The organism is Paenibacillus sp. FSL K6-2862 (genome assembly GCF_038005125.1).
GTDB lineage: Bacteria > Bacillota > Bacilli > Paenibacillales > Paenibacillaceae > Paenibacillus > Paenibacillus illinoisensis_A.
This window is the reverse complement of the sequence record NZ_JBBOSN010000001.1, coordinates 2,409,309-2,431,668: the sequence shown is the minus strand read 5'-3', so window position 1 is coordinate 2,431,668 and position 22,360 is coordinate 2,409,309. Positions and strand designations below refer to the sequence as shown.

Annotated in this window: 26 protein-coding genes; all 26 read right to left on the bottom strand. The window is 45.1% G+C overall.

Features of this window, described 5'->3' with window-relative positions:
* Nucleotides 1–24 precede the first annotated feature (24 nt).
* Nucleotides 25–813: a FliA/WhiG family RNA polymerase sigma factor gene (locus MHB82_RS11280; RefSeq protein WP_095287807.1), complete on the bottom strand. Its 789-nt coding sequence runs from the start codon at nucleotides 811–813 to the stop codon at nucleotides 25–27.
* 15 nt (nucleotides 814–828) lie between these two features.
* Nucleotides 829–1,272, bottom strand: coding sequence for a hypothetical protein (locus MHB82_RS11275; RefSeq protein WP_341174681.1), 444 nt, complete (start codon nucleotides 1,270–1,272; stop codon nucleotides 829–831).
* 4 nt (nucleotides 1,273–1,276) lie between these two features.
* Nucleotides 1,277–1,774, bottom strand: a complete 498-nt coding sequence (locus tag MHB82_RS11270; RefSeq protein WP_095287809.1) for a chemotaxis protein CheD — start codon at nucleotides 1,772–1,774, stop codon at nucleotides 1,277–1,279.
* Nucleotides 1,767–2,387: a chemotaxis protein CheC gene (locus tag MHB82_RS11265; RefSeq protein WP_095358695.1), complete on the bottom strand. Its 621-nt coding sequence runs from the start codon at nucleotides 2,385–2,387 to the stop codon at nucleotides 1,767–1,769. Before MHB82_RS11265 ends, MHB82_RS11270 begins: the two co-directional genes overlap by 8 nt.
* A gap of 9 nt (nucleotides 2,388–2,396) precedes the next feature.
* Nucleotides 2,397–2,855: a chemotaxis protein CheW gene (locus tag MHB82_RS11260; RefSeq protein ID WP_095358610.1), complete on the bottom strand. Its 459-nt coding sequence runs from the start codon at nucleotides 2,853–2,855 to the stop codon at nucleotides 2,397–2,399.
* A gap of 36 nt (nucleotides 2,856–2,891) precedes the next feature.
* Entirely contained in the window at nucleotides 2,892–4,958 is a 2,067-nt protein-coding gene (locus tag MHB82_RS11255; RefSeq protein ID WP_341174680.1) for a chemotaxis protein CheA, read from the bottom strand.
* Between the two features lie 33 nt (nucleotides 4,959–4,991).
* Entirely contained in the window at nucleotides 4,992–6,404 is a 1,413-nt protein-coding gene (locus tag MHB82_RS11250) for a protein-glutamate methylesterase/protein-glutamine glutaminase (RefSeq protein WP_341174679.1), read from the bottom strand.
* 33 nt (nucleotides 6,405–6,437) lie between these two features.
* Nucleotides 6,438–7,325, bottom strand: coding sequence for a MinD/ParA family protein (locus tag MHB82_RS11245; RefSeq protein ID WP_095358613.1), 888 nt, complete (start codon nucleotides 7,323–7,325; stop codon nucleotides 6,438–6,440).
* Nucleotides 7,322–8,677: a flagellar biosynthesis protein FlhF gene (flhF, locus tag MHB82_RS11240; RefSeq protein WP_341174678.1), complete on the bottom strand. Its 1,356-nt coding sequence runs from the start codon at nucleotides 8,675–8,677 to the stop codon at nucleotides 7,322–7,324. Before flhF ends, MHB82_RS11245 begins: the two co-directional genes overlap by 4 nt.
* Nucleotides 8,674–10,707 (bottom strand): flagellar biosynthesis protein FlhA, encoded by a 2,034-nt coding sequence (gene flhA / locus MHB82_RS11235; protein WP_095358615.1) that lies wholly within the window; start codon nucleotides 10,705–10,707, stop codon nucleotides 8,674–8,676. The genes flhF and flhA overlap by 4 nt, the downstream gene beginning before the upstream one ends.
* 24 nt (nucleotides 10,708–10,731) lie before the next feature.
* Entirely contained in the window at nucleotides 10,732–11,814 is a 1,083-nt protein-coding gene (gene flhB, locus MHB82_RS11230) for a flagellar biosynthesis protein FlhB (RefSeq protein ID WP_095287816.1), read from the bottom strand.
* Between the two features lie 23 nt (nucleotides 11,815–11,837).
* Entirely contained in the window at nucleotides 11,838–12,626 is a 789-nt protein-coding gene (gene fliR, locus MHB82_RS11225; RefSeq protein ID WP_095358616.1) for a flagellar biosynthetic protein FliR, read from the bottom strand.
* A 10-nt stretch (nucleotides 12,627–12,636) separates the two neighbouring features.
* Nucleotides 12,637–12,906 carry a flagellar biosynthesis protein FliQ gene (gene fliQ / locus MHB82_RS11220; RefSeq protein ID WP_095358617.1) on the bottom strand — a complete coding sequence of 90 codons (270 nt, stop codon included), beginning with the start codon at nucleotides 12,904–12,906 and terminating at the stop codon, nucleotides 12,637–12,639.
* A gap of 25 nt (nucleotides 12,907–12,931) precedes the next feature.
* Nucleotides 12,932–13,687: a flagellar type III secretion system pore protein FliP gene (fliP, locus tag MHB82_RS11215; RefSeq protein ID WP_095358618.1), complete on the bottom strand. Its 756-nt coding sequence runs from the start codon at nucleotides 13,685–13,687 to the stop codon at nucleotides 12,932–12,934.
* On the bottom strand, nucleotides 13,684–14,220 hold the full coding sequence (locus tag MHB82_RS11210; RefSeq protein ID WP_341176623.1) for a flagellar biosynthetic protein FliO: 537 nt from the start codon (nucleotides 14,218–14,220) through the stop codon (nucleotides 13,684–13,686). Before MHB82_RS11210 ends, fliP begins: the two co-directional genes overlap by 4 nt.
* 11 nt (nucleotides 14,221–14,231) lie before the next feature.
* Nucleotides 14,232–14,597, bottom strand: coding sequence for a response regulator (locus tag MHB82_RS11205; protein ID WP_095287820.1), 366 nt, complete (start codon nucleotides 14,595–14,597; stop codon nucleotides 14,232–14,234).
* Nucleotides 14,598–14,625: 28 nt separating this feature from the next.
* Nucleotides 14,626–15,894: a flagellar motor switch phosphatase FliY gene (gene fliY / locus MHB82_RS11200; RefSeq protein WP_341174677.1), complete on the bottom strand. Its 1,269-nt coding sequence runs from the start codon at nucleotides 15,892–15,894 to the stop codon at nucleotides 14,626–14,628.
* Nucleotides 15,884–16,882, bottom strand: a complete 999-nt coding sequence (gene fliM, locus MHB82_RS11195; RefSeq protein ID WP_183520905.1) for a flagellar motor switch protein FliM — start codon at nucleotides 16,880–16,882, stop codon at nucleotides 15,884–15,886. The genes fliY and fliM overlap by 11 nt, the downstream gene beginning before the upstream one ends.
* A 39-nt stretch (nucleotides 16,883–16,921) precedes the next feature.
* Nucleotides 16,922–17,383, bottom strand: a complete 462-nt coding sequence (locus tag MHB82_RS11190; RefSeq protein WP_341174676.1) for a flagellar basal body-associated FliL family protein — start codon at nucleotides 17,381–17,383, stop codon at nucleotides 16,922–16,924.
* On the bottom strand, nucleotides 17,383–17,604 hold the full coding sequence (locus tag MHB82_RS11185; RefSeq protein WP_056700597.1) for a flagellar FlbD family protein: 222 nt from the start codon (nucleotides 17,602–17,604) through the stop codon (nucleotides 17,383–17,385). The genes MHB82_RS11190 and MHB82_RS11185 overlap by 1 nt, the downstream gene beginning before the upstream one ends.
* Before the next feature lie 68 nt (nucleotides 17,605–17,672).
* Nucleotides 17,673–18,491 carry a flagellar basal body rod protein FlgG gene (flgG, locus tag MHB82_RS11180; protein ID WP_341174675.1) on the bottom strand — a complete coding sequence of 273 codons (819 nt, stop codon included), beginning with the start codon at nucleotides 18,489–18,491 and terminating at the stop codon, nucleotides 17,673–17,675.
* Nucleotides 18,492–18,572: 81 nt separating this feature from the next.
* A complete protein-coding gene (locus MHB82_RS11175; RefSeq protein WP_341174674.1) occupies nucleotides 18,573–18,956 on the bottom strand; it encodes a TIGR02530 family flagellar biosynthesis protein in 384 nt (127 codons plus the stop codon).
* Nucleotides 18,953–19,495, bottom strand: coding sequence for a flagellar hook capping FlgD N-terminal domain-containing protein (locus tag MHB82_RS11170; protein WP_341174673.1), 543 nt, complete (start codon nucleotides 19,493–19,495; stop codon nucleotides 18,953–18,955). Before MHB82_RS11170 ends, MHB82_RS11175 begins: the two co-directional genes overlap by 4 nt.
* A gap of 20 nt (nucleotides 19,496–19,515) precedes the next feature.
* On the bottom strand, nucleotides 19,516–20,886 hold the full coding sequence (locus tag MHB82_RS11165) for a flagellar hook-length control protein FliK (protein ID WP_341174672.1): 1,371 nt from the start codon (nucleotides 20,884–20,886) through the stop codon (nucleotides 19,516–19,518).
* A gap of 35 nt (nucleotides 20,887–20,921) precedes the next feature.
* Complete coding sequence (locus tag MHB82_RS11160; RefSeq protein ID WP_095358624.1) at nucleotides 20,922–21,860, bottom strand: MotE family protein; 939 nt, start codon at nucleotides 21,858–21,860, stop codon at nucleotides 20,922–20,924.
* A 44-nt stretch (nucleotides 21,861–21,904) separates the two neighbouring features.
* On the bottom strand, nucleotides 21,905–22,357 hold the full coding sequence (gene fliJ, locus MHB82_RS11155) for a flagellar export protein FliJ (RefSeq protein WP_095358625.1): 453 nt from the start codon (nucleotides 22,355–22,357) through the stop codon (nucleotides 21,905–21,907).
* Nucleotides 22,358–22,360 lie beyond the last annotated feature (3 nt).

Sequence of the window (22,360 nt, the reverse complement as noted above, 5' to 3'; positions counted from 1 at the left end):
AAATCCGTGTAATCAAGCTTTCTATTAATCTTTGCGCATTAACAGATCCTTCTGTTTTTCGAGCGTTCCACGGAGTCTCAAAATGGCTTTGGAATGCAGCTGAGATATACGCGATGGTGAAAGAGACATCACTTCAGCGATTTCACTAAGCGATAAGTCTTCATAATACAAGAGGGAAACGACCGTTCTCTCTTTAACTGTCAGCTTATCGAGCCCCTGAACCAAAGCATCCTTCAGATAAAACTCGTTCACTTTGTAATCTGGATTTTTGGCCTTTTCATCGACCATTAAGGAAAGACGCGTCTCTGATTCTTCTTCCCGAATCGGGTCTTCGAGAGAACACAGTGACATTACCGCCACTTCCTGGAGCATATGTTGGAAGTCCTTGGTCGACACGTCAAGATACTGACTCATTTCTTCATCGCTTACTGACCGTAAATAGGTTTGCTCCAGCTGCTGATAAGCATCTTCGATTCGTTTTGCCTTTTCTCGCACAGAACGCGGAACCCAGTCTCCTTGACGCAAACCATCCAGAATCGCTCCACGCACTCGCCATGAGGCGTACGTCTCAAATTGAAGGCCTCGTTCATAGTCAAATTTCTCAAGAGCATCAATTAGTCCCATGACGCCGTTGCTCTCAAGATCATCTTTTGGGACATTTTTGGGTAATCCGACGGCCAAACGACCGGATACATAATTCACAATGTGAAGATATTTTTCAATTAAAGCTTTTTTGGCTTCAAGGTCTCCGTGCTCTTTCCACTTTTCCCACAGATCAGCATGGTTCAAATGTGAAGCTTTACGCTCGTCCAATTGCTTTCACCCTCCTTATTTGTCTGTCAGGTGACGAACGGCCTGCGCCAATTCTTCCGGATCCTTGGTCCGGACCAGTTTAGGCGGATCCAATGGGGCGAAACCCGTTGGAGCTTTCGTCTCGGATGGCGGAATCTCTTCCCCAGAGGAGGCGTTCTGTCCATTCTTGAGCAAGTCGTTCAGCTCTTGTCCATCGTCTTCGAGTTTAATGTCAACCTGCGAACCTCTCATTTCTGGACCAATTTGGGGATCATAATCGAAACCCTTACTTCCTGCGGACGGGGTCAGCAACAACCCCAGCCCCCAGCGCAAACCAAAAGCAAGAGCGTACCAGGCTGCGAATCCGATTAACCCGCGAATTAAACTGGTCATCAACAAATTGCTGCTGTATGCTACAAAAAAAGTCAGAATAAATCCGACTATGCCTGCTCCAAGATTAATGCGGTAGTTTCCTATCATAGTTTTATAATTCCTTTACACCCATTTGTACACTTCTAATATTTAAAATCCCTGTTTCACAGTCCATTTCAATGGTCCGGCCATAATTTCCACCAGTGTCTTCAGCAAGAAGAGGAATATTAAGCTTTTGCAACCATTCCCGGCAAGATTCCGCATTCCTCGGCCCAATACGCATGGTATCTCCGGCCCCTGAAAAAGCAAACATCTGAGCACCACCTGCCATTTTGGACACGATACGTGAACGAGATGCACCGAGTTTTAACATTTTTTCTAATAACTCAGGCAACGCCGTATCGGCATATTTAGCTGTGTTCAATTTTCCTTCTCTTGCAATCTCTGAAGAAGGAAGCATCACATGCGCCATTCCAGCCAGCTTCAAATGCGGATCATACATCGTTAACCCCACACAAGAACCAAGCCCTGTCGTGCGGATTATGCCAGGAAGGTGAGCAATGTTCAAATCCGCCATACCGACTTTAACGACGCTTTTTTCTTCAATCATGATCCAGAGGCACCCCTAAAGATTCAAATATCTTGGCAAATGACAATGGATCGGGAATCAGGAAAAATTGACCTTCCACCTGATCTTCTCCTTCGAAGAACGATGTGTCAATCAAAAGTGCATCGTCTCCCATTTCGCCAAATTGCAGCAGCCCATAGCTGAGTATTGCCCCTGCCATGTCAATGGCAAGTCCGGGAACCGTTGGATACATCGACAGTTTGGTGAAATCCGCAAGTGATGAAAGATATGAACCAGCCAGAATATTACCGATTTCTGATAACGCAGACTGTTCCATATCCGTAAACATGAGGCCATCTTTCAGATCAAAACCAGCAAGCCGGTTAAGCAGCATTTTGGCGGCTTCCGGGGTCATCATGAAAAACAGATTACCTGGCGCCTCGCCTTCAACACGTAAAAAGACAGTCACCACGATTCGTTCGTCCCCGCCCACTTTTTCAGCTACTTCTTCAAAAGGGAGCATCTGTACTGTCGGCACGCCCATGTCAATCGGTCTATTTAGAAGTTGAGACAACGCCGTTGCGGCGTTGCCTGCTCCAATGTTACCGACCTCTTTGAGCACATCCATTTGGAATCCCTCAAATCGGTTGAACATCTCCACGTGTTAGCCCTCGACACTTTCCAGCTGTACAACTTCGCTTTTATTCAATACTTCATGCAGATTAAGCATGATCAACAAACGCTCATTTTCCAATTTAGCCACTCCGCGAAGATATCTCGCTTTGACTCCACCCACCACTTCCGGCGGACTGTCAATTGCGCTGCTCTTAATGTCAATTACGTCATTGGCAGCGTCAACGATGAATCCAACCTGCATGTCACCTACAGCTACAATGACAATTCGAGTTTGATCCGTATAATCTGTTTCTGGCAGATTGAAACGACCACGCAAGTCGATAACAGGGATAACAACCCCGCGAAGATTAATAACCCCTTTTACGAAGGAAAATGTCTTAGGGACACGAGTAATCGGCATCATACGTTCAATCGTCTGAACTTTTTCAACCTCAATACCGTATTCTTCAGATCCTAGTTTAAAGACGATGACTTTCAATTCTTCCATGAATAAAACCTCCCTATAAGTGTAAGGCTTAGTTGCTTATTTAATAAATGCGTTAGGGTCAACGATGAGAGCTACTTGTCCATCTCCCAGGATGGTTGCTCCGGAGATTCCTTCAATGGAAGGAAGATAGGTTCCCATTGATTTGAGAACAATCTCGCTCTGTCCGATAAATTCTTCCACGGAAACCGCTGCTAGACGATCTCCTTTGCGGATGACAACGATTTCTGTTTCCGACTCATCCTCATCATTGAAATCAGGTACGCCAAACACTTCGTTTAGCGACAAGTACGGAATGAGGGATTCACGGAACGTAATCATTTTATTACCATGAATATTGCGAACTTGTTCACGCTGCACAATGGCCGTCTCCACGATGGAGGACAACGGAATCGCATATTTCTCGGAACCAACTCGTACAAGCATTGCAGCGATAATTGACAACGTCAGTGGCAGTTGAACCGAGAAATTAGTGCCTTTGCCTGGTGTGGAATGAATGGTTACATTGCCGCCAAGCGAAGTGATTTTGGATTTTACAACGTCCAAACCTACTCCGCGACCAGAGATATCCGAGATTTTGTCTGCTGTACTGAAACCAGGAGCGAATAAAAGCTGATTAACTTCATCATCGCTCATCTTCGCACCCTGCTCTTCCGTTACGACACCGCGTTTAATGGCTGTTTGTAAAAGCTTCTCACGATAAATTCCTTTGCCGTCGTCTTCAATCTCAATGAAAACATGATTGCCACTGTGGAAAGCTCGAAGGTTAACTGTACCCATTTCAGGTTTTCCAGCAGCAACACGTTCTGCGATTGATTCGACACCGTGGTCCACAGCGTTACGCAGCAAATGCACCAGTGGGTCACCGATCTCGTCAATGACCGTACGATCCAATTCGGTTTCAGCACCTGTAATGACCAGGTCAATTTTTTTATCCAAGGTCTTGGCTAGGTCACGAATCATTCGTGGGAACCGGTTAAATACGGTATCTACAGGTACCATGCGCAGCTTGAGAACGATATTTTGCAGGTCTGAGCTGACTCTGCTAAGATGAGCCACAGTATCAGATAGATCATTATTACCCGTTTCACTTGCCAACTGCTCCAGACGTGACCGATCAATCAGCAATTCGCTGAATAAATTCATCAGTACATCCAATCGCTCAATATCCACTCGGATCGTACGCGAAGGTGCGGCTGCCTGTTTAGTTGGTGCAGCAGGTTTGGCTGCTGGTTTTTCTTCTATTTTGACCGCAGTTGCGACCTCTTGTGATACGGCTGTTGCTATGGCGACTGTTTCAGCTTCAACTGCAGCTGCAGCCTGATTGGTCATCTGCTGAAGAGTTTCTTGATCCAGCTGAATGACTTTGGCACTTTCTATCTCTGAAATGCTTAAAATGCTTTTTTCAAGTTCCTGCGCTTCTTTGGTTGTTATGTAATACAACGAGAAACTGCGCTCAAACTTCTCCTGCTCAATATCCTGAACCGTAGGGAAAGACTTCACAACTTCACCCGAGCGCTCCAAGAGATCAAAGACCATGTAGGCACGTACACCTTTCAGCTGGCTATCCTCACTAACAAGCACATCAATGTAAAAAACTCGATGCCCTTCCGCGATAGACTGGTCCAGAACAGAATATTGGAATTCGTCCAGATCAACAGCCGATGAAATGCTTTCTACCGGCTTAGCCGTTGTTGTAGCAGCTGGAGTTTCACCACCTGTCCATTCACCACTTTCAATAGCTTGAAGGGAAGCGACAATTGCGGAAACATCGGCTTTACCTTCTCCACCACTGGTAATATCCTGAACCATGGATTCAAGCGCGTCCAAACTCTTAAACAGGGTATCAAAAATATAGTCCTGCATTTTCAATTTCTCATTACGCACAAGATCTAACACATTCTCCATTTTGTGTGTCAATGATGCCAAATCCTCAAAGCCCATTGTTGCGGCCATACCTTTCAAAGTATGAGCAGAGCGGAAAATGACTTGGACTATACCCAGATCCTCCGGATTGCCTTCGAGTTGAAGCATGTTGTCGTTAAGGGATTGCAGATGATCATTAGACTCATCAATAAACATGGATAAGTATTGGTTCATGTCCATTGTGAGGCACCTCCTCCATGAGTTACACTCCGTTTATTTCACTGCTTGAACAAGTTTTGGGGCGATCTCCTGCAAAGGCAGAAGATGACGTACGCATTGCAGCTCTACAGCAGAACGCGGCATTCCATACACCACACAGGTCTCTTCATTTTCCGCAAAGGTAGACGTTACACCCGCTTCATACAGCTTTTTCATCATTCTCGCTCCATCACTGCCCATACCCGTCAGCAAAACCAAATGTCGCTGAAGCGACGTAAAAGGCAATAACGACTCAAACATCGTATCCACTGAAGGCCGATGGCCATTCACCGGATGCTGCTCCGTAAGCTTCAGGATATACCTTCCATCGGTTGCTTTACTTACGACGATGTGATATCCACCAGGAGCGATATAAGCGGAACCTTTCTTTAGAACCATACCTTCTTCAGCCTCAACGACATGCAGCGGGCTGAAGGAATTCAGCCGTTGTGCCAGAGACCTAGTAAAGTTGGGCGGCATGTGCTGCACAATGATGACAGGTGCAGGCAAATCAGCAGGCAGTTCCTCAAGCAAAGTTTTAAGGGCCCTTGGGCCTCCCGTAGAGCAGCCAATTGCGACAATTTTGTTGAATGCACTATCAGTACCCGTTACTGCTTTTGGTAATGGTTGACTTGAGGATGCAGCCGTTTGCTCCATTACCGACCGTATTGGCTCAGCATTCCGCAACTCCTTCGGAGTGTGAAGAGGCTTAATAGGTTTAGGCACCTTAGCTTCTCTTGTATTAGGAGCACGATCTGGGCTCTTTGCAGCTTCCAGTTTTTTGTCTGACCGCTCTTTTTTCTGATCTGCCAGCGGCATGTTTCGCTGCAGCACTTTGGGCTGGGGTCGATCACTTGGTTCACTGTTTGGCCGTGTAACTGGCTGAACAGGATCAATCCTTTTTTGAGCGGGTTCTCTGCGAACTTGTGCAGGAGCATCACGCTGTACTCGCTGAGATTGACGCAAGAGATGTTCCTGAATCTCTTTCGTCTGTTTTAAAGACTCCTCACGCTCTGCTTTTCGCTTGATTTCGTTCATGGCCGCCCGCATCCGCTCGACGAGGGCCTTGCCTACCTGAGCAATATCCTGATCATGTGAAATGGAAGGCTTACGTATAAAATCAAAGGCTCCCGCCTCAAGCGCCATGATGGTTTCCTTCATACCTTGCTCATTAATACCTGATAGCATAATTACAGGCACCGATGACTTTTGCATGATCGATTTCAGTGCATCCAGCCCATTCATCTCAGGCATTTCTACATCCATCGTAATTACATCTGGCTTTAAATCCACTGCTTTTTCAATTGCTTCCTTGCCGGTTGAAGCCGTTGCCGCAACTTTGAATTCCGGGTCAGCTTCAATTAAATCCGTGACAATTTTGCGCATAAAAGCGGAATCATCGACAACCAATACTTGATACACCGCCATGTTTTGTCCACCTCTGTTTCCTTTATTCAAGAATCATGTTGTCTTCCTAAGCCACTTTTTCATAAATCCCCTGATTCCTGTCAAGGTTCCGGCTTCGTTAACCGCAGGTTCAGCCAAATAGCGAAGGGCTAGCCGCTGTATATCTCTGGAAGCTTTTGAATGGGGATAAGCCAAGCTGTAAGGCACTTGTCTCTTCACCGCTTTAACAACATTCGGATCTTCAGAAACATACCCAAGCAGGGGGATATCCGTTTGTAAAAAACGCTTGGCTACTCCTGCTATTTTGTCCGCCACCTGTTCCGACTCCTGTTCATTTTCAACACGGTTAACGACCATCCGAAAAGGTGTAGCATTTTCCTGACCATGCATCACTTTGACCAGTGCATATGCATCTGTTATGGAAGTGGGTTCAGGTGTGGTTATAATCATACATTCGTCAGCTGCACCAATAAACTTCATATTCTCACGAGAGAGCCCCGCTCCAGTATCAAATATGACATAATCCATCTCCTGGGCAACCATTTCCACTTGCTCTGCAAAGAATTCCAAATCACGGTCCGACAACGAAAATAACTCTTTCATGCCAGATCCACCAGCAATGTAAGGTAGTCCATTCGCACCAAGCTGAATGATTTCCTGTATGGACTTCTGCCGATACAATAAATGATACAGATTATAGGGAGATGAAGTCCCCATAAGGACATCAATATTAGCCATACCGATATCTGCGTCAAATACGAGTACCTTCCTGCCCAGCGTTTGCAGCGCAAGGGCAAAGTTTAACGTGAAATTGGATTTCCCTACTCCACCTTTGCCGCTGGCAATCGTCAAGATTTTCGAAGAGCGACCACTGCGCTGGGTTTTGTCCAATGCACTCGGTGCTGACACCAAACTTCGAAGAGAGGCTGCCTGGTCCTTCATTTCGCGAGTTCTCCCAGCAATTGTTTAGTCAATGAAGCCGGATCTGGTTTGAGCAAGTCATCCGGAACATTCTGTCCATTGGTCACATAGGCAAGTTTCAACGGGAAGTGGTGCAGTAGGTTAATCATTGGACCACAAGTGCCCGTTTCGTCCATTTTGGTGAAAATGATTTTATCCAACCCATACTTGCTGAAATGTTCGGTAATCTCAAACATGTCCGTGCTTTTGGATGTCATGCTCATGACGAGAAAGGTTTCACTATTCTCTACTGGTGCCAGCAGACTTTGCAACTCAGAAACTAGCAATTCGTTTCTATAATTTCTCCCTGCAGTATCCATGAAGATCAGGTCACAATCCTGCAAACGAGATATGGCTCGTTGTGTATCTCCTGGAGACTGTACAACTTCAAGTGGAACATTCAAAATGGAAGCGTAGGTTCTAAGTTGTTCTACTGCTGATATACGGTAAGTATCCGATGTAATAAATCCCACTTTCCGATGATGCTTAAACATCTGCTCAGCCGCCAGTTTGGCTATGGTCGTTGTTTTCCCCACACCTGTGGGTCCAGCAACATAAACAATACGAGTGCCAGATAATATCCCCGCATCGATACGTTCCTCCAGAAACGTTAAAATCTGTTTCTGAACGGATTGAACAATCTCGTTTTCGTCCAACTCTTTAGCATCTAACTGCGTCTGAACCGTTTCAAACCATGACTCAAAAACTTCCGTCCGCACCTCTTGATTAATCAGCCGCTCTCTAAGAAAAAGAAACTCTTCAGGTACAGGGTCAGCCAATTCATTCTGTCTAGATAATTGAGTCATCATCTTTTTGAGTTCTTTCAGTTCAGACATCAGTTCTTGTTGCCCCGGTTTGTTTGGTTCCTGCACAGCCGGAGACGATGAAACCGAAAAATCCGCCCCTTCCGGTCGCGGTTTATAATCCATGCTTGACTCAAATTTACCGTGCCCTCTAACTGAATCAACGTTCATCGATTCAGCATGAGCAGCGGTTTCGTTACGTTGTTCATCGGCGTATTGTTCAACAATCTGAGCAGCCGATTTCGATTCATTGGCTTCGTTCACAAATGAACGAGCCGTCTGCCTGTACGCTTCAGGAACATACGAACGAGGCACTGACGCAACTTGGTTCTGTATCTGCTTCTTGGCCTCTTTTTTATCTTCCTCTTCAACCGCAGCTACAACTTCAATTCTCTTTTTGCGAAACATTCCCATCATTCCGCCCACCTTAATTTCTTTGGTGGACAGAATGACAGCGTCACTTCCTAGATCTTTCCGAATTTGAAGCATAGCCTCGGGCATGGTCTCAACAATATATTGTTTTACTCTCATAAGTTCACCACTCCGACACTTTGGATTTCAACATTCGGTTCCAACTCACTATAGGAAAGCACCGGTATGTCCTGCATGGTACGTTCAATGACTTGACGCAGATACATACGAATGGTTGGAGAAGTTAATACGACAGGTTGTTGACCTGATTGGATTAATCGATTGACCTGCTCGGTCAATTTTTGATACACACTTTGTGTAGACGCAGGATCCAGTGCAAGGTAACTTCCTTGATCGGATTGTTGTACACTTTCGGCAATTTTCTTTTCCAATCCAGGCCCAACGGTAATCACTCTAAGTGTTTCACCTTTTTGGGAGAACTGTTGGGTGATTTGACGGGAAAGCGATTGTCTAACGTACTCTGTCAGAACATCCGGGTCTTTGGTATAAGTCCCATAGTCAGCCAGTGTCTCGAAAATCGTAACCATATCCCGGATGGAAATTTTCTCGCGCAGAAGTTTTGCCAGCACTTTTTGTACATCCCCAATGGCCAAAACCGATGGAATCAGTTCATCGACAAGTGCAGCATAATTCTCTCTGAGATTGTCCACAAGCGCCTTCGTCTCTTGTCTGCCGAGAAGCTCATGTGCGTGTTTCTTAATCAGTTCCGTCAGATGGGTAGCCACTACGGATGGCGGATCCACAACGGTATAACCAGCAAGCTCAGCTCGATCTTTGGTCACTTCGTCGATCCATAGAGCAGGAAGGCCAAAAGCCGGTTCCGTAGTTTCAATTCCTGTCACAGATTCTTCTTCGTACCCAGGGCTCATAGCCAGATAATGATTAAGCAGCAATTCACCGCCACCCACCACATTACCCTTGATCTTAATGACATACTCATTAGGTCTCAATTGAATATTGTCTCGAATCCGAATGACAGGGACAACGAGCCCTAATTCAAGCGCACATTGCCTACGTATCATAATAATCCGATCCAGTAGATCTCCACCCTGCTGGTTATCGGCCAGAGGAATCAAACCGTAACCAAACTCGAACTCGATTGGATCAACCTGAAGCAAGTTAATTACACTTTCTGGACTTCTAACCTCTTCGATCTGTTGTTCCTCCTCCATCTGTTCTTCTGCCTCTTGTTTGGATTTCAGCGTATTTTGCATCCTCCATGCGGCAAAAGCCAGTATACCTGCCAAAGGTATGGTCGTAATGGCGTGAATTGGAGTGAAGAAACCAAGCATTGCTATTACAAAAGCTACAATATATAAGAGCGTCGGGTATGTAAACAACTGCCCCGTAATATCATCTGCCAAGTTACCTTCGGATGACGCTCTAGTGACGATAAGACCCGCTGCTGTAGAAATCAGAAGTGCAGGAATCTGACTGACCAATCCATCCCCGATTGTTAATACAGAATAGGTGGACAATGCATCTGCAAACGGGAGACCATGTACGGTCATACCAATAATAAATCCACCAATGAGATTGATCAGCAAGATGATGATACTCGCGATCGCGTCCCCTTTTACGAATTTACTGGCACCGTCCATTGCACCGTAGAAATCAGCCTCTCTCTCAATTTTCGAACGACGTTCACGAGCCTGTTGTTCATTGATCAAGCCTGCGTTTAAGTCCGCATCAATACTCATTTGTTTACCTGGCATCGCATCGAGTGTAAATCGTGCAGCAACTTCAGCTACACGTTCTGAACCCTTGGTGATGACGATAAACTGAACAACAACCAGTATGAGGAAGACGATGAAACCAATTGCAATCTGACCGCCCGCGATCCAGCTTCCGAAAGTTGCTACGACAGACCCCGCATTCCCATTTCCAAGAATCAGCTTCGTTGTTGAAATGTTCAAAGCTAATCGGAACAATGTCGTAATCAGCAATAATGCCGGGAAGATGGAAAATTGTAACGCTTCCTTGCTGTTCATCGCTACAAGCAATATCATCAATGCAAGTGAAATGTTGACAACCAGCAGCATGTCCAACAACCAGGTTGGGATCGGGAGAATCATCATCAACACAATGCCAATGATACCCGCAAGGACAGCAATATCTTTTGTTTTCAATGAATGTACGGCCTCCGATCCCTTTTATTTCGTTCTGCCCTTTAATTTATATACATAAGCCAGCACTTCGGCTACCGCTTGAAACAAATCAGCCGGTATGGCGTCGCCAATCTCGGCCCTCTGGAACAATGCCCGTGCCAGCGGCTTGTTTTCCATTGTAATGACACCGTGCTCTTTGGCAATCTCCCTGATGCGCAAGGCGACGTAATCCTGACCTTTGGCAATAATCTGAGGTGCTTCCATCTCAGACCCTTCATACTTCAGCGCTACTGCGAAGTGTGTCGGGTTTGTGATGATCACATCTGCATTTGGAACCTCCTGCATCATGCGCTGTACAGCCATGCGACGCTGTCGTTCCCTGATTTTACCCTTGATCAGCGGGTCACCTTCCATTTTTTTGTACTCGTCCTTGATGTCCTGTTTGGACATCCGAATGTTTTTCTCGTAATCATATTTCTGATACATATAGTCAAACACTGCGAGTACCATTAAGGCCACAGCAATTTTGACACCCAGATTGAGGGTGATTGAAGCCGAAAAATGTAATATGGCATCCAAAGAAAAATGGGAAAGTGAAGCAATATCCGATTGATAACTTGTAATCGTACTGTAGACTAGATAACCGATAATCGACATTTTCAAAATGGATTTTGCAAACTCCACTAATGAACGGAGTGAGAAAATGTTCTTGAAACCTTTGATAGGATCAAGCTTCTCAAGCTTTGGCTTCAAGCCTTCTCCCACAAGTAGAAAGCCAACCTGCATATAATTGACGATCAAGGCAACAACCGCCGCACCTATCAGTACGGGTGCTAGCAGCAGCATAACTTCAATGCCGTAGCGCATCATAAGGGCCATTACATTCTCGCCGGTAATCTCCAAGCTCAGCCGATTCATAAAGATATCTGTAAATAACCGAACAATGCGTTCTTTGTAAAAATCACTGAATACCATCATGATTAAAAAGGTGAACAGGAGAATGGATGCTCCGGAGATCTCCATACTTTTGACAACCTGTCCCTTTTTGCGCGTATCTTGCCTTTTTTTCGGGGTGGCTTTCTCCGTCTTCTCCCCTGCGAATAACTGAAGGTCAAGCTGAAATTTCATTTAAATCCTGTCCTCCGTTTCCTTTAGCCCGGCCTCTGTCCGATCGTTCCAAGCAACTTTTCCATAGATCTAAACATCGCTTCGAACAATTGGCTAAATACAAAGGCGAAGCTCGGAACCATCAAAAGCAATATGGCGATTCCCACCAGGACCTTTAACGGCATACCGACAGCAAACACATTGAATTGAGGAGCAGTTTTAGCCAAGAAACCCAATCCCACATCCGTCAAAAACAAAGCCACTACAATGGGTGCCGACATTTGGAAGGCAAGCATAAAGGTCTCGCCTAATGTATGAACAAGAAACTCAGCAATACTACCGTCGGCCAATCGTATGAAAAAGGCATTGGATAAAGGTATCCAGCGATAGCTGTACACAATGGCGTCCAGAAGGTAGTGATGTCCATTCATCGTCAGGAAAAGCAGCATAGCAAAAGCATATTTGAAATTACCTGTCAGCGGTGCAGAAGCACCAGTCATCGGATCAAATACATTCGCCATACCAAAGCCAATCTGAAGGTCAATGAATGTTCCCGCCGTCTGCACGGCTGTCATGATCAGATAGGCTACGAAACCTAGTAGCAATCCTATTAATATCTCCCGGATAATCAACAGAATATAACTCAGATCGGTAGGCACTTCCTGATTCATGCCATAAACGACATAAACCGTTAATGTTACAAATGCCGAAAGTCCAACCTTAATGGAATTCGGCACATTTCGAGCTGAGAATACTGGAGCAGTTACAAAAAATGATGCAATTCGACAAAACATAAGCAGAGCGACAGGAAAACTTTGCAACAATGTCTCCATGTGCGAAAGCCTACCCTATATATCTGTATAAATTATCGAGAATGTTATACGTAAAATCTACCAAAATATTTAAGATCCAAGGTCCGAATAAGAGCACTGCCAAAAGTACGGCAATAATTTTCGGTACAAAGGCTAATGTCTGCTCCTGAATTTGGGTCGTTGCTTGAAATACACTGATTATGAGACCCACAACTAGAGCAAGTATAAGCATGGGTGCGCTAGCCAGCAGCGATGTATATACTGCTTTCCCGGCCAGACCTATAACAAATTCTGAAGTCATGACCGTCCTCCTTCAACTTTCCTGCTCATGTGTTAAAGCTCAGCAGCAGTGATTTCACTACAAGATACCAACCGTCCACAAGGACAAATAGCAATATCTTAAAAGGTAATGAGATCATGACCGGTGGTAGCATCATCATCCCCATAGCCATGAGTGTACTTGCTACTACAATGTCTATGACTAGAAACGGAATGAAAATCATGAATCCCATCTGGAATGCTGTCTTTAATTCACTGATTGCATACGCTGGCACCATGACAGTAATCGGTATGTCTTGATATGTTTCTGGTTTTTCGGTCTGATTATATTTCATAAATAGCAGTAGATCTTTCTCCCTTGTGTGAGAGAACATAAATTTCTTAATGGGATCTTGTGCCTTTTCAAGCGCTTCCGTTTGCGTAATGTCTCCTTTGAGATAAGGCTGAAGAGCTACCTGATTAATGGAAGACAGCGTCGGTGACATGATAAACAGTGTCAGGAAGAGCGCTAAACCGACAAGCACCTGATTGGGCGGCATTTGTTGCGTCCCCAAGGATGTCCGTATAAAACCGAGAACGATAACAATTCGGGTGAAGCTGGTCATTAACACCAGTATTGCAGGCGCTATACTTAACACCGTAATTAACAGTATTATGGACAGTGAACTCGTACTTGGTGTTCCACCATCTCCGCTTCCGATTTGGATATCGATGTTCGGTATCGGTTCGGCAAAGGCAACCGTCACAGATGCCAGGCTGATAAGCCCCATCAAACAACATGCTAGCCAAATCTTTTTCTTCATGAATCCCTCGACCGATCTGTAGTATTGTCTTCTTCCAGGAGCTTGTCCATCTTCTCTTTTCGGTTAGGCATCTGCCGCAGTTTCGACTCAAACAGCTCGTGAAAAGAGGCTGTTTCCTCAAGTTCCATTTCCCTTGGTGGTTCACTCTTACGCAAGCGGGATGCCAACTTGTTGATTAATGGTGAAAGGCTTCCCTGTTGTGAAGAAGCTTCTCTCTCAAATGAATCAACAATTCTCTGTGCCTCTTCTAAATCCGAAATTTTGTCTAGCAATTGTATATTTTCGCCAACACCAACCAGATAAACATTGCCACCAATTTCTATGATCTGAAGTGACTTGTTCGGCCCCAGCCCCACACCACCCAAAATACGGACTATACCACTTCGGAACCACTGCTGATTCCGTTTGTTCAAAAAGCGGAGCAGGTAGACGATAAGGACCAGGATGACGGCCAGGACGACAATCACCCATACAAGCTGAAAATAATAGTTGGTCCCAATGTCAGCTCCTCCAGGAGTATCACCCTGCGCCATCATCATGTGTCTTAAACTCCCAGCGTTTTGCTGATAGCTTCGATGACTCGGTCAGACTGGAATGGCTTAACGATGAAATCTTTGGCACCAGCCTGAATCGCATCAATTACCATCGCTTGTTGTCCCATAGCTGAACACATAATGACTTTAGCGTTCGCATCGATTTTTTTAATTTCTTTCAGCGCTGCAATACCATCCATCTCAGGCATGGTAATATCCATCGTGATCAGATCAGGACGAAGTTCCTTAAATTTCTCAATTGCTTGTGCTCCATCCTGAGCCTCGCCAACGACCTCATATCCGTTTTTGGACAAAATGTCCCGGATCATCATTCTCATAAATGCAGCGTCGTCCACGACTAAAATTCGGTTTGCCATCTTGATTCAAGTCCTCCCTAAATTGTGCTTATTGTAATTTCTGAATTCGGTCCCATTGGCTTACGATATCTATAACACGAACACCAAAGTTTTCATCGATAACGACGACTTCTCCCTTAGCGATCAGTTTGTTATTGACCAAAATATCGACAGGTTCGCCGGCCAGTTTATCCAGCTCGACAATTGAACCTTGTGAGAGTTCCAATATATCCTTAATTTGCTTCTGGGTCCTTCCTAATTCTACGGTGACTTTAAGGGGAATGTCCATCAATAAATTCAAATTATTTTCGTCCACCTGACCGTAAGCCCCGTTTTGCAAATTGGCGAACTGGACAGGTTGTACATTCACATTCCTGTTTGGCATACCGCCGTAGTGTTGTGGTGCACCATACGGTTGCTGTGGTGGCATCCCGTAAGGCTGTTGTGGCGGCATTCCTTGCGGCATACCCATTGGTGTCTGTCCATACCCATTATAGTCTGGAGCAGGCTGTTGAGGCGCCTGTGGAGGCATTTGCTGTTGAACCGATGGTTGTTCCGGTGCCACAGGTGGAGCTGCCGCCGCTGGTGCTGCATGGGATGGTGTTGTGACTGGTGCATTAGCCGTTGATTCTTGTGCTCCGCCAATCAACATATCCACCATGTGTTTGGCGAAATCAACAGGCAAAAGCTGCATCAGATTGGAGTCTATCAAATCACCAATCAGGAGGCGAAACGATACTTGAATCAACGTTTCGTCATGCGGGAGATTGCTGACACCCTCGCCACTTTCCATATTGAGAATATCGATGCCTGGCGGAGAGATATTCACAAATCGGTTGAAAATCGTAGACATGGAGGTTGCTGATGAACCCATCATTTGGTTCATTGCTTCCTGTACTGCACTAATATGGATTTCATTCAGCTCTTCATCCGCAGGATTCCCTTCGCCTCCAAGCATCAGATCAGCAATGACTTGTGCATCGCGCTTCTTGATAACTAGTGAATTGATCCCTTCAAATCCATCCACATAATTGACATGTACTGCAACATGTGGCTTTGGAAAGGCTTCTTCGAATTGCGAACGGCTGATAATGGATACCTTCGGTGTTGTAATATCTACTTTTAATCCCAATAGCGTGGACAATGCTGTCGCTGCGCTACCAAACGTAATATTACCGATCTCCCCCAATGCATCTTGTTCCAGTTCAGTCAAAAAGTCATCAACTGTTTTTTCAGCAGGTTCCGTGCTACCCATCGATTCGGATTGCCGGAGCAAAGCATCGATTTCTTCCTGGGACAAATAATCCTTACTCGTCAAATTCTTCAACTCCTTCGGTGACAATCTTATCTATTTGTACAGCCACACGGTCTTTTATCGTTCCCGGACTGCCCATATACTTCAACCTGTCGCCCACTTTGATGGATAACCCCTCATCAACCGGTTTGTTCAACGTAATGACATCGCCCACCGAAAGGCCAAGGAATTCCGAGATCGAAATTCTGGATTCACCCAGTTCCGCAACAACTGGCAATTTGGCTTTGTTCACACGTTCTCTAAGGGCATCGTATTCTTCCGGCGCTCTTGTTTTCTTCTCTGAAACAAACCACTGATGTGTCGACAGCCTTGACATAATAGGTTCAAGAACGACATGCGGGATACACAAATTGATCATGCCCGTAGTGTCACCGATTTTGGTGCTCAGCGAGATCAAGGCAATCGTTTCGTTGGGTGATACGATCTGCATAAACTGTGGGTTCGTCTCCAGTGCTTCCATTCTCGGCGATATGTCGAGCACTGTCTTCCAAGCTTCCTGCAAACTTTCGAACGCTCGGCTGAAGATTCGCTCCATAATTGTCGTTTCTATTTCAGTCATTGAAGCTATTTTAGTCGGCGCGCTTCCTGTCCCACCCAGCAATCGATCCAACATCGCATAACCAACATTGGGGTGGACCTCCATGACCATTCGACCTTGTAATGGTTCTGCTTCAAATATGTTTAATATCGTCATTTTAGGGATTGAACGAATAAATTCATCATAAGGCAGCTGTTCGACCTGAACGACATTAATTTGAACGAAGGTCCGCAATTGGGCTGAAAAATAAGTGGTGAGAAACCGAGCAAAGTTTTCGTGAATCCGGGTCAAGCTTCGGATATGATCTTTAGAAAATCTTACTGCCCGTTTAAAATCATATGATCTAATTTTCTTCTGAGTTTCTTCCTTTTTTAATTCCTCGGCATCCATCTCACCTGAGGAAAGTGCTGCTAATAGGGCATCAATCTCATTTTGTGATAATACATCCACCATGTTCTCACCCCCTTACCGTTTTACAGCGTGCTCTGTTCATTACATTGATGCCATCAAAAAATAAGTAAAGTTTGTGCTGCTCAGCTTTGGTTCAGGCAATGCTTCATTGATCAGTTTCGTCAGTTTTTCATTAAACTGAGAACGTCCTTTGGCTGTTTTTAACTCCTCTGGCTGTGCATCGGCAAAAGTCTGAACAATAATTGGTTTTACGGTAATTTCTTTGATTTTCTCGAAATCTTCTTTTGCTGTAGCGTCAGTCAGTTTAAAAGCCAGGTTGACTTGTACGATGTGATTGGTGTCTGCCAAATTGGTTTTGATGTCGGTAATCTCGGAAGTAACCTCGACAATTTCATCGGCAGTCATCTTTTTGACTTCAGCAGCCGAAGCTACATCTGTTTCAGCTTTGTTACCCGTCTGTCCTTGCATAAATACAAACACAACCACCACAATGAGTGTTATGGCAAGCAAAATCGTTGCCAGCCAGGGCATCATCTTTTTCATCAGGATTCCTCCGTTTGCTGCACTTTGATAGTGGCTGCCTGAACCCCGATTTCACGGTTGTATTCTTTGATTTTGGAAATGACTTCATCTGCCTTTTCAAGGACAATCAGTCTCTTACCAGTTACCAGAGTAATATACGTATCCGGCGTTTCTTCTACAATCTCTACCATCAGCGCATTTAACCACATGGGAGAACCATTTAACCGCGTTACCGAAATCATGCTAAGCCCCCTCTCGATCAATGTGGAGGAGCGAGCCCCTCCACGCATTAACACTTTCTAATCAGCTATTAACGTTTCAGGTTAACAACTTCCTGAAGCACTTCATCGGATGTTGTGATAATCCGTGAGTTCGCCTGGAAACCACGTTGAGCGACGATCATCTCTGTAAATTCACCCGTCAAATCCACATTGGACATTTCCAGTTGGCCTGCAATGATCGAACCAGTTCCGTTTTCAGCATCATTCGCTGTTAATGGATCCAGGGTGCCATCAGGGTTAGCATTAGCCGTCATTCGATAAAGGTTTCCGCCTATTTTTTCGAGTCCTTCAGGGTTGACAACTTTCCCAATCCCCAGCTGAGTTTCACTTTCAATGGTTCCGTCAGCCATAGTCTGGTTAATCATACCGTTTTGACCAATCGTAAACGAAACAACATCATCTGCAATCGTGATCGGTGCACCTTCACTATCTAACACGAAGAGTCCATCTGAAGTAACGAGATTACGAGACGCATCTACATGAAAATCTCCAGCACGAGTTAAAAATGGAATCTCCTGATCCTCTCCCATGGAAACAAGAAAGAAGCCATCTCCGTTAATTCGCAGATCTGTGGGATTATTCGTTGTCATTGGGCTTCCTGCAAGATGCAATGTATCAATAGAACCTACAGATACACCTAAACCAATTTGTTTCGCATTCACACCACCAGTTGGAGTATCTGTCGGTGCGGTTACTCCTGCAGTAGTCTGGCTCATTATATCTTTGAACATGACACGGCTACCCTTGAAGCCAACGGTGTTTACGTTCGCGATATTATTACCAATAACATCTAGTTTGGTTTGAAAACCCCGCATCCCGGAAACGCCAGAGTACATCGATTTCAACATGATTATAAATCCTCCCAGCCTTAATTTGGTTACCGCATCAGTCGGTCAGCGGTGTTCCGGCTCCCGAGAAGGGCCAGCCGGTTAAGAAATGATTACTGCACTATCGATTTGTGTAAATACATTATCCTTCATGCTTTCGCTATCCATAGCTGTGACTACAGTGCGATTTTTAACATTAACAATAAAGGCCATATCCTGCATCAGGATCAGAGATTCTTTTGCACCTTTGGCCGCAGCCTTGTCGAGTGCAGTTCCAATCTGCTGCATTTGCTCGCTTTTCAGCTCAATCCCCCGCTGTTCCAATCTCTTGGCAGCATGGTTGCTAAGCTTCAACAGATTGTCCTCAAGCACTTGAGCAAAAGGTCGTTCGGGAGTGATTGTTGTTTCACTCTGTTTAGGGCGATTAAGCAAGTTAGGTGTTACTGGGCCTGTATATAGTTGTCCTACCGTTATTCGTTCACTCATAACGTGTTCCCACTATCTTGAACAGCTGTTTCAGCTTCCTCGCTTTCATTCACTGGTGCTGAAGCATCTGCAGTACTCTGAGCCTTGGCTTCTTCCTCTTCGATTGGAGCAGGATTCGAAACCTGAATAATTTCATTCAGCTCAATCTCGTCGTTGCCTACTTTAGCGTACTGCACACCATCCCGTACGATGATTGAATCTACAATTCCCTGACGAAGTGTTCCATTGTCCTCTTTATTAGAAGAAAGCCAGCTAATTTCTCGTCCAATGATGCTTGAAACCGCACCAAGAGACTGATTCAGCGTTTTGAGTTGCGACGAAATGTTAACAAGCTGTTCTACCGAACTGAACTGCGCCATTTGAGCAATAAATTCCTTATCCTCCATAGGCTGCATCGGATCCTGATTTTGAAGTTGGGTGATTAGTATCTTAAGAAACTGATCCTTCCCTAACTCCTTGGTAGCTGCACTAGTTGTGGCTGTGTTCGAAGCCGAGTAGTTCGGCCATGTATTATTAGTAGAAACAATTTCAGTAGCCAATATTTTCACCTCATTTCTATTTAAGCTTTAGCTGTAAACGAGCCTCCTTGGAAGTCGTTTCCTTCCTCATTCTCACTGCGCCAATTCCGCAGTTCTTCCTGAAGGTTTGCCGTAGTTATTGCATCGTCTGTTTGCTCTTCACGTTCCCGTGAGCGGCGCTGATCTTGCGAGTTATTTCCTTGCTGACGTCCGTCGTCATGATACATTTCTGAACCTAGAGAACTGCTCTGAGTGACTTCGATTCTCTCCACTTGTATACCTTGGGATTGAAGCGAGGTACGAAGCTGAGTCATTTGCTGTTCTAGCATATCCTTCGCCATCGCATGTTCAGTCATGAAGCGTGCAACCAATTGTCCGTTCTGCAAGGTAATCTGTACATCCAGCTTACCCAGATGTTCTGGTCGAAGTGAGATCGTAGCTTCTGAAAAGCCTTTTTGCTGCACGATATCCAGCTTATTCACCACAAATTGCGTCATTTCCTTTGCAAACTGTGATGCCTGCATTACAGGTTCAGCTGGCTTAGCTACCGTTGTGCCCGAAGTACGCATGGATAACTCACCGGCTGTAATGACTTTCGAATGATCCATTTCTCCACCTTCACTCGCAGCCGAGGAAGTGTCCACATCTGTTTCACCTGTCACTTTAAGCTCTTTAGTAGAAGACAGAATCGCAGTCAATTCTTTCTCCGTAGATGGAGTAGCTTTGGTTTGTACACCTTGATCTTTTAATGAATCCATGGAATCAACGATTGTTTTAAGTTCCGTCCATCCTTTATTGTTGCTCAGATCAACTCCAGCCTCCTGCAGCTGATTCTGGAGAGTTTGAAGCAACTGCTTAAACTCAACTGTATTTTTGGCTATAGGACTATCTGGTTCAGTCATGCTTGCAACCAACTGAGTAAGTACATCCTGCAGTACAAAGCGAACTGCAGCTGGATGTTCAGTAAGATCCATAACCGCAGTAGCGTTAACAGTTGTTGGCGCATTTACTGTTCCATCCGCTTTTTCCGTTTCAACGGAAGCACCGTTTAATTGGGCATACAGCTGTTGAATCAGATTTTGCAATTCTGCCAGTAATGTCAGGTCATTCTCCAGAACTTCATCTAGCGAATCCAAGCCACCAAACAACGAGTCCAGAACAGCTGTAAGAGACGTTTCTTCCCCTTCTTCACTAGTTGCTAGGGTTATAGCTAACGGATTAACAGTTAAACCTCCAGCTGTAGCCGAGTTGTTTTCTTCCGAAGTGGTACTATTCAATGACTGTGCCAGTGTTTGCAAAAATCCACCATCGGTCCCTGTAACCCCACCTTTAGATTGCGTTCCAGACGAAGTTTGCGCTGCTCCCGTTGTCTTTGATGTGGCTACTGAGGTCATTTGGTATACGATTGACATTTGTTTCACCTCCTTTCGAATTAAGATCGTCATACCTACTTATTGCCCATTAACCGGTTTAAGATTTTCGCTGTTTCAGCTGAATTCTCTGTAGACATATTCTCAAGTAATTGTGAGCGCGTTGCATCGTCTACCGAATTCAAAATGGTCAATGTTTTATCTGGACTGAGTTTATACGTCTCTAGCAGCAATTTTGCGCCGCTTGAGGCCGACATTGAAGAGAACGTTTGGCTGAGCTGTGTTTTGTCCAGGTTTTTCGAATTGGTAGTAGACGTCGTTGTGGTCGCAGCCGTTTCTTTCTTCAATCTGGATTGCAAAGCATCGAGTGCCAGATCTCCGGATGGTTTTGCATCCTTCATCATCATCGTGACATCTGCCGCCGTTTTCGGATCCATTTTCTCCAACACTTTCGTACGGGCAGTCGACTGCATCGCACTCAGAAGAAGTACCATTTCTTCATTAGTCATGTTCTGTAAAATCGGTGCTGCTTTGCTAGGACTCATATCCGCATACATTTTGGCCAGATCCTTAATCTGTTTCTGATAATCAGACTCGCTCTCCGGAACCTCAGCGGCTGCAGTTTCTGCTGCTTTCTCCGCTTCATCCAATTTCGCTTGCAGATCACTTGCCTTTTTTGCTTCAGTCGTAGTAGCCTCTTTTGCTGCCTGGAGCTCTGTTTCTTTAGCCGCAACCTGAGACTTCAACTTTTCGATTGTTGCTTCAGCACTCTCCACTTGCTTTTCGCTTTCGTCCAGCTTTTCCTTTTCTGGATCCAGCACAGGATCAGGCACCCAATCCTTGACTACCGGAATTTTGTTAGCTAGCTCAAGCATGTTATTACGTATATCTACATTAAATAAGGTAAGCAGCACACCGAGCAGTACGACGGTGAAGACAATGGGGATCGAAATCATTAGAAACTTTTCCCAACCGCTACCTGATTCTTTCTCGATATCTGTGTCTTTAACAGCCATTATTTCATTCCTCCTTCACGAGACAACTTCGCTTGCGAAGCCCATCAGATTGCGCGTCCGGTCTTTGCAGCGAAGCGTACAGTAGCCATCTCGTCCAGATCGTTCTGTTCCCGGAGGAGCATCTCCTGCTGAAATTTGCTTTTGGCTTTGTCTCTCGCTTCAAGCCACACTTTTTCATCAACCATCTTACCGTTCAAGAACGTCTGATTTCGCTGCACATTGACCTGAGCGTGTTTAACATCCGTGTTCTTTTTGGTGATGCACTCATCCAGGTGATACACGTATCGGTGCATTTCTTGCAGACTGGATACAGAAGCAGTGCTCTCCGTTGCGGATTGAATGACACTAATCAGTTCGTTTTTATCATTCATAAGTTGTAAAAGGTGTTCTTCCTCTGTTTGAAGTTTGCCGATTGCTGTGGATAACATCCACTCCGCTTGTGTTTTTTCATTGCTCTTCAGGTCAACTACCTTTTGGAAATGATATCGAAATTTCATCGT

What these genes read in the sequence shown, in the direction of transcription:
- MHB82_RS11275 (WP_341174681.1), bottom strand. Translation starts at nt 1,272, where the DNA reads ATGATAGGAAACTACCGCATTAATCTTGGAGCAGGCATAGTCGGATTT.
- MHB82_RS11270 (WP_095287809.1), bottom strand. Translation starts at nt 1,774, where the DNA reads ATGATTGAAGAAAAAAGCGTCGTTAAAGTCGGTATGGCGGATTTGAAC.
- MHB82_RS11265 (WP_095358695.1), bottom strand. Translation starts at nt 2,387, where the DNA reads ATGTTCAACCGATTTGAGGGATTCCAAATGGATGTGCTCAAAGAGGTC.
- MHB82_RS11260 (WP_095358610.1), bottom strand. Translation starts at nt 2,855, where the DNA reads ATGGAAGAATTGAAAGTCATCGTCTTTAAACTAGGATCTGAAGAATAC.
- MHB82_RS11255 (WP_341174680.1), bottom strand. Translation starts at nt 4,958, where the DNA reads ATGGACATGAACCAATACTTATCCATGTTTATTGATGAGTCTAATGAT.
- MHB82_RS11250 (WP_341174679.1), bottom strand. Translation starts at nt 6,404, where the DNA reads ATGGCGGTGTATCAAGTATTGGTTGTCGATGATTCCGCTTTTATGCGC.
- MHB82_RS11245 (WP_095358613.1), bottom strand. Translation starts at nt 7,325, where the DNA reads ATGAAGGACCAGGCAGCCTCTCTTCGAAGTTTGGTGTCAGCACCGAGT.
- flhF (WP_341174678.1), bottom strand. Translation starts at nt 8,677, where the DNA reads ATGAGAGTAAAACAATATATTGTTGAGACCATGCCCGAGGCTATGCTT.
- flhB (WP_095287816.1), bottom strand. Translation starts at nt 11,814, where the DNA reads ATGAAATTTCAGCTTGACCTTCAGTTATTCGCAGGGGAGAAGACGGAG.
- fliR (WP_095358616.1), bottom strand. Translation starts at nt 12,626, where the DNA reads ATGGAGACATTGTTGCAAAGTTTTCCTGTCGCTCTGCTTATGTTTTGT.
- fliQ (WP_095358617.1), bottom strand. Translation starts at nt 12,906, where the DNA reads ATGACTTCAGAATTTGTTATAGGTCTGGCCGGGAAAGCAGTATATACA.
- fliP (WP_095358618.1), bottom strand. Translation starts at nt 13,687, where the DNA reads ATGAAGAAAAAGATTTGGCTAGCATGTTGTTTGATGGGGCTTATCAGC.
- MHB82_RS11210 (WP_341176623.1), bottom strand. Translation starts at nt 14,220, where the DNA reads ATGGCGCAGGGTGATACTCCTGGAGGAGCTGACATTGGGACCAACTAT.
- MHB82_RS11205 (WP_095287820.1), bottom strand. Translation starts at nt 14,597, where the DNA reads ATGGCAAACCGAATTTTAGTCGTGGACGACGCTGCATTTATGAGAATG.
- fliM (WP_183520905.1), bottom strand. Translation starts at nt 16,882, where the DNA reads ATGGTGGATGTATTATCACAAAATGAGATTGATGCCCTATTAGCAGCA.
- MHB82_RS11190 (WP_341174676.1), bottom strand. Translation starts at nt 17,383, where the DNA reads ATGAAAAAGATGATGCCCTGGCTGGCAACGATTTTGCTTGCCATAACA.
- MHB82_RS11185 (WP_056700597.1), bottom strand. Translation starts at nt 17,604, where the DNA reads ATGATTTCGGTAACGCGGTTAAATGGTTCTCCCATGTGGTTAAATGCG.
- flgG (WP_341174675.1), bottom strand. Translation starts at nt 18,491, where the DNA reads ATGTTGAAATCGATGTACTCTGGCGTTTCCGGGATGCGGGGTTTTCAA.
- MHB82_RS11175 (WP_341174674.1), bottom strand. Translation starts at nt 18,956, where the DNA reads ATGAGTGAACGAATAACGGTAGGACAACTATATACAGGCCCAGTAACA.
- MHB82_RS11165 (WP_341174672.1), bottom strand. Translation starts at nt 20,886, where the DNA reads ATGTCAATCGTATACCAAATGACCTCAGTAGCCACATCAAAGACAACG.
- MHB82_RS11160 (WP_095358624.1), bottom strand. Translation starts at nt 21,860, where the DNA reads ATGGCTGTTAAAGACACAGATATCGAGAAAGAATCAGGTAGCGGTTGG.
- fliJ (WP_095358625.1), bottom strand. Translation starts at nt 22,357, where the DNA reads ATGAAATTTCGATATCATTTCCAAAAGGTAGTTGACCTGAAGAGCAAT.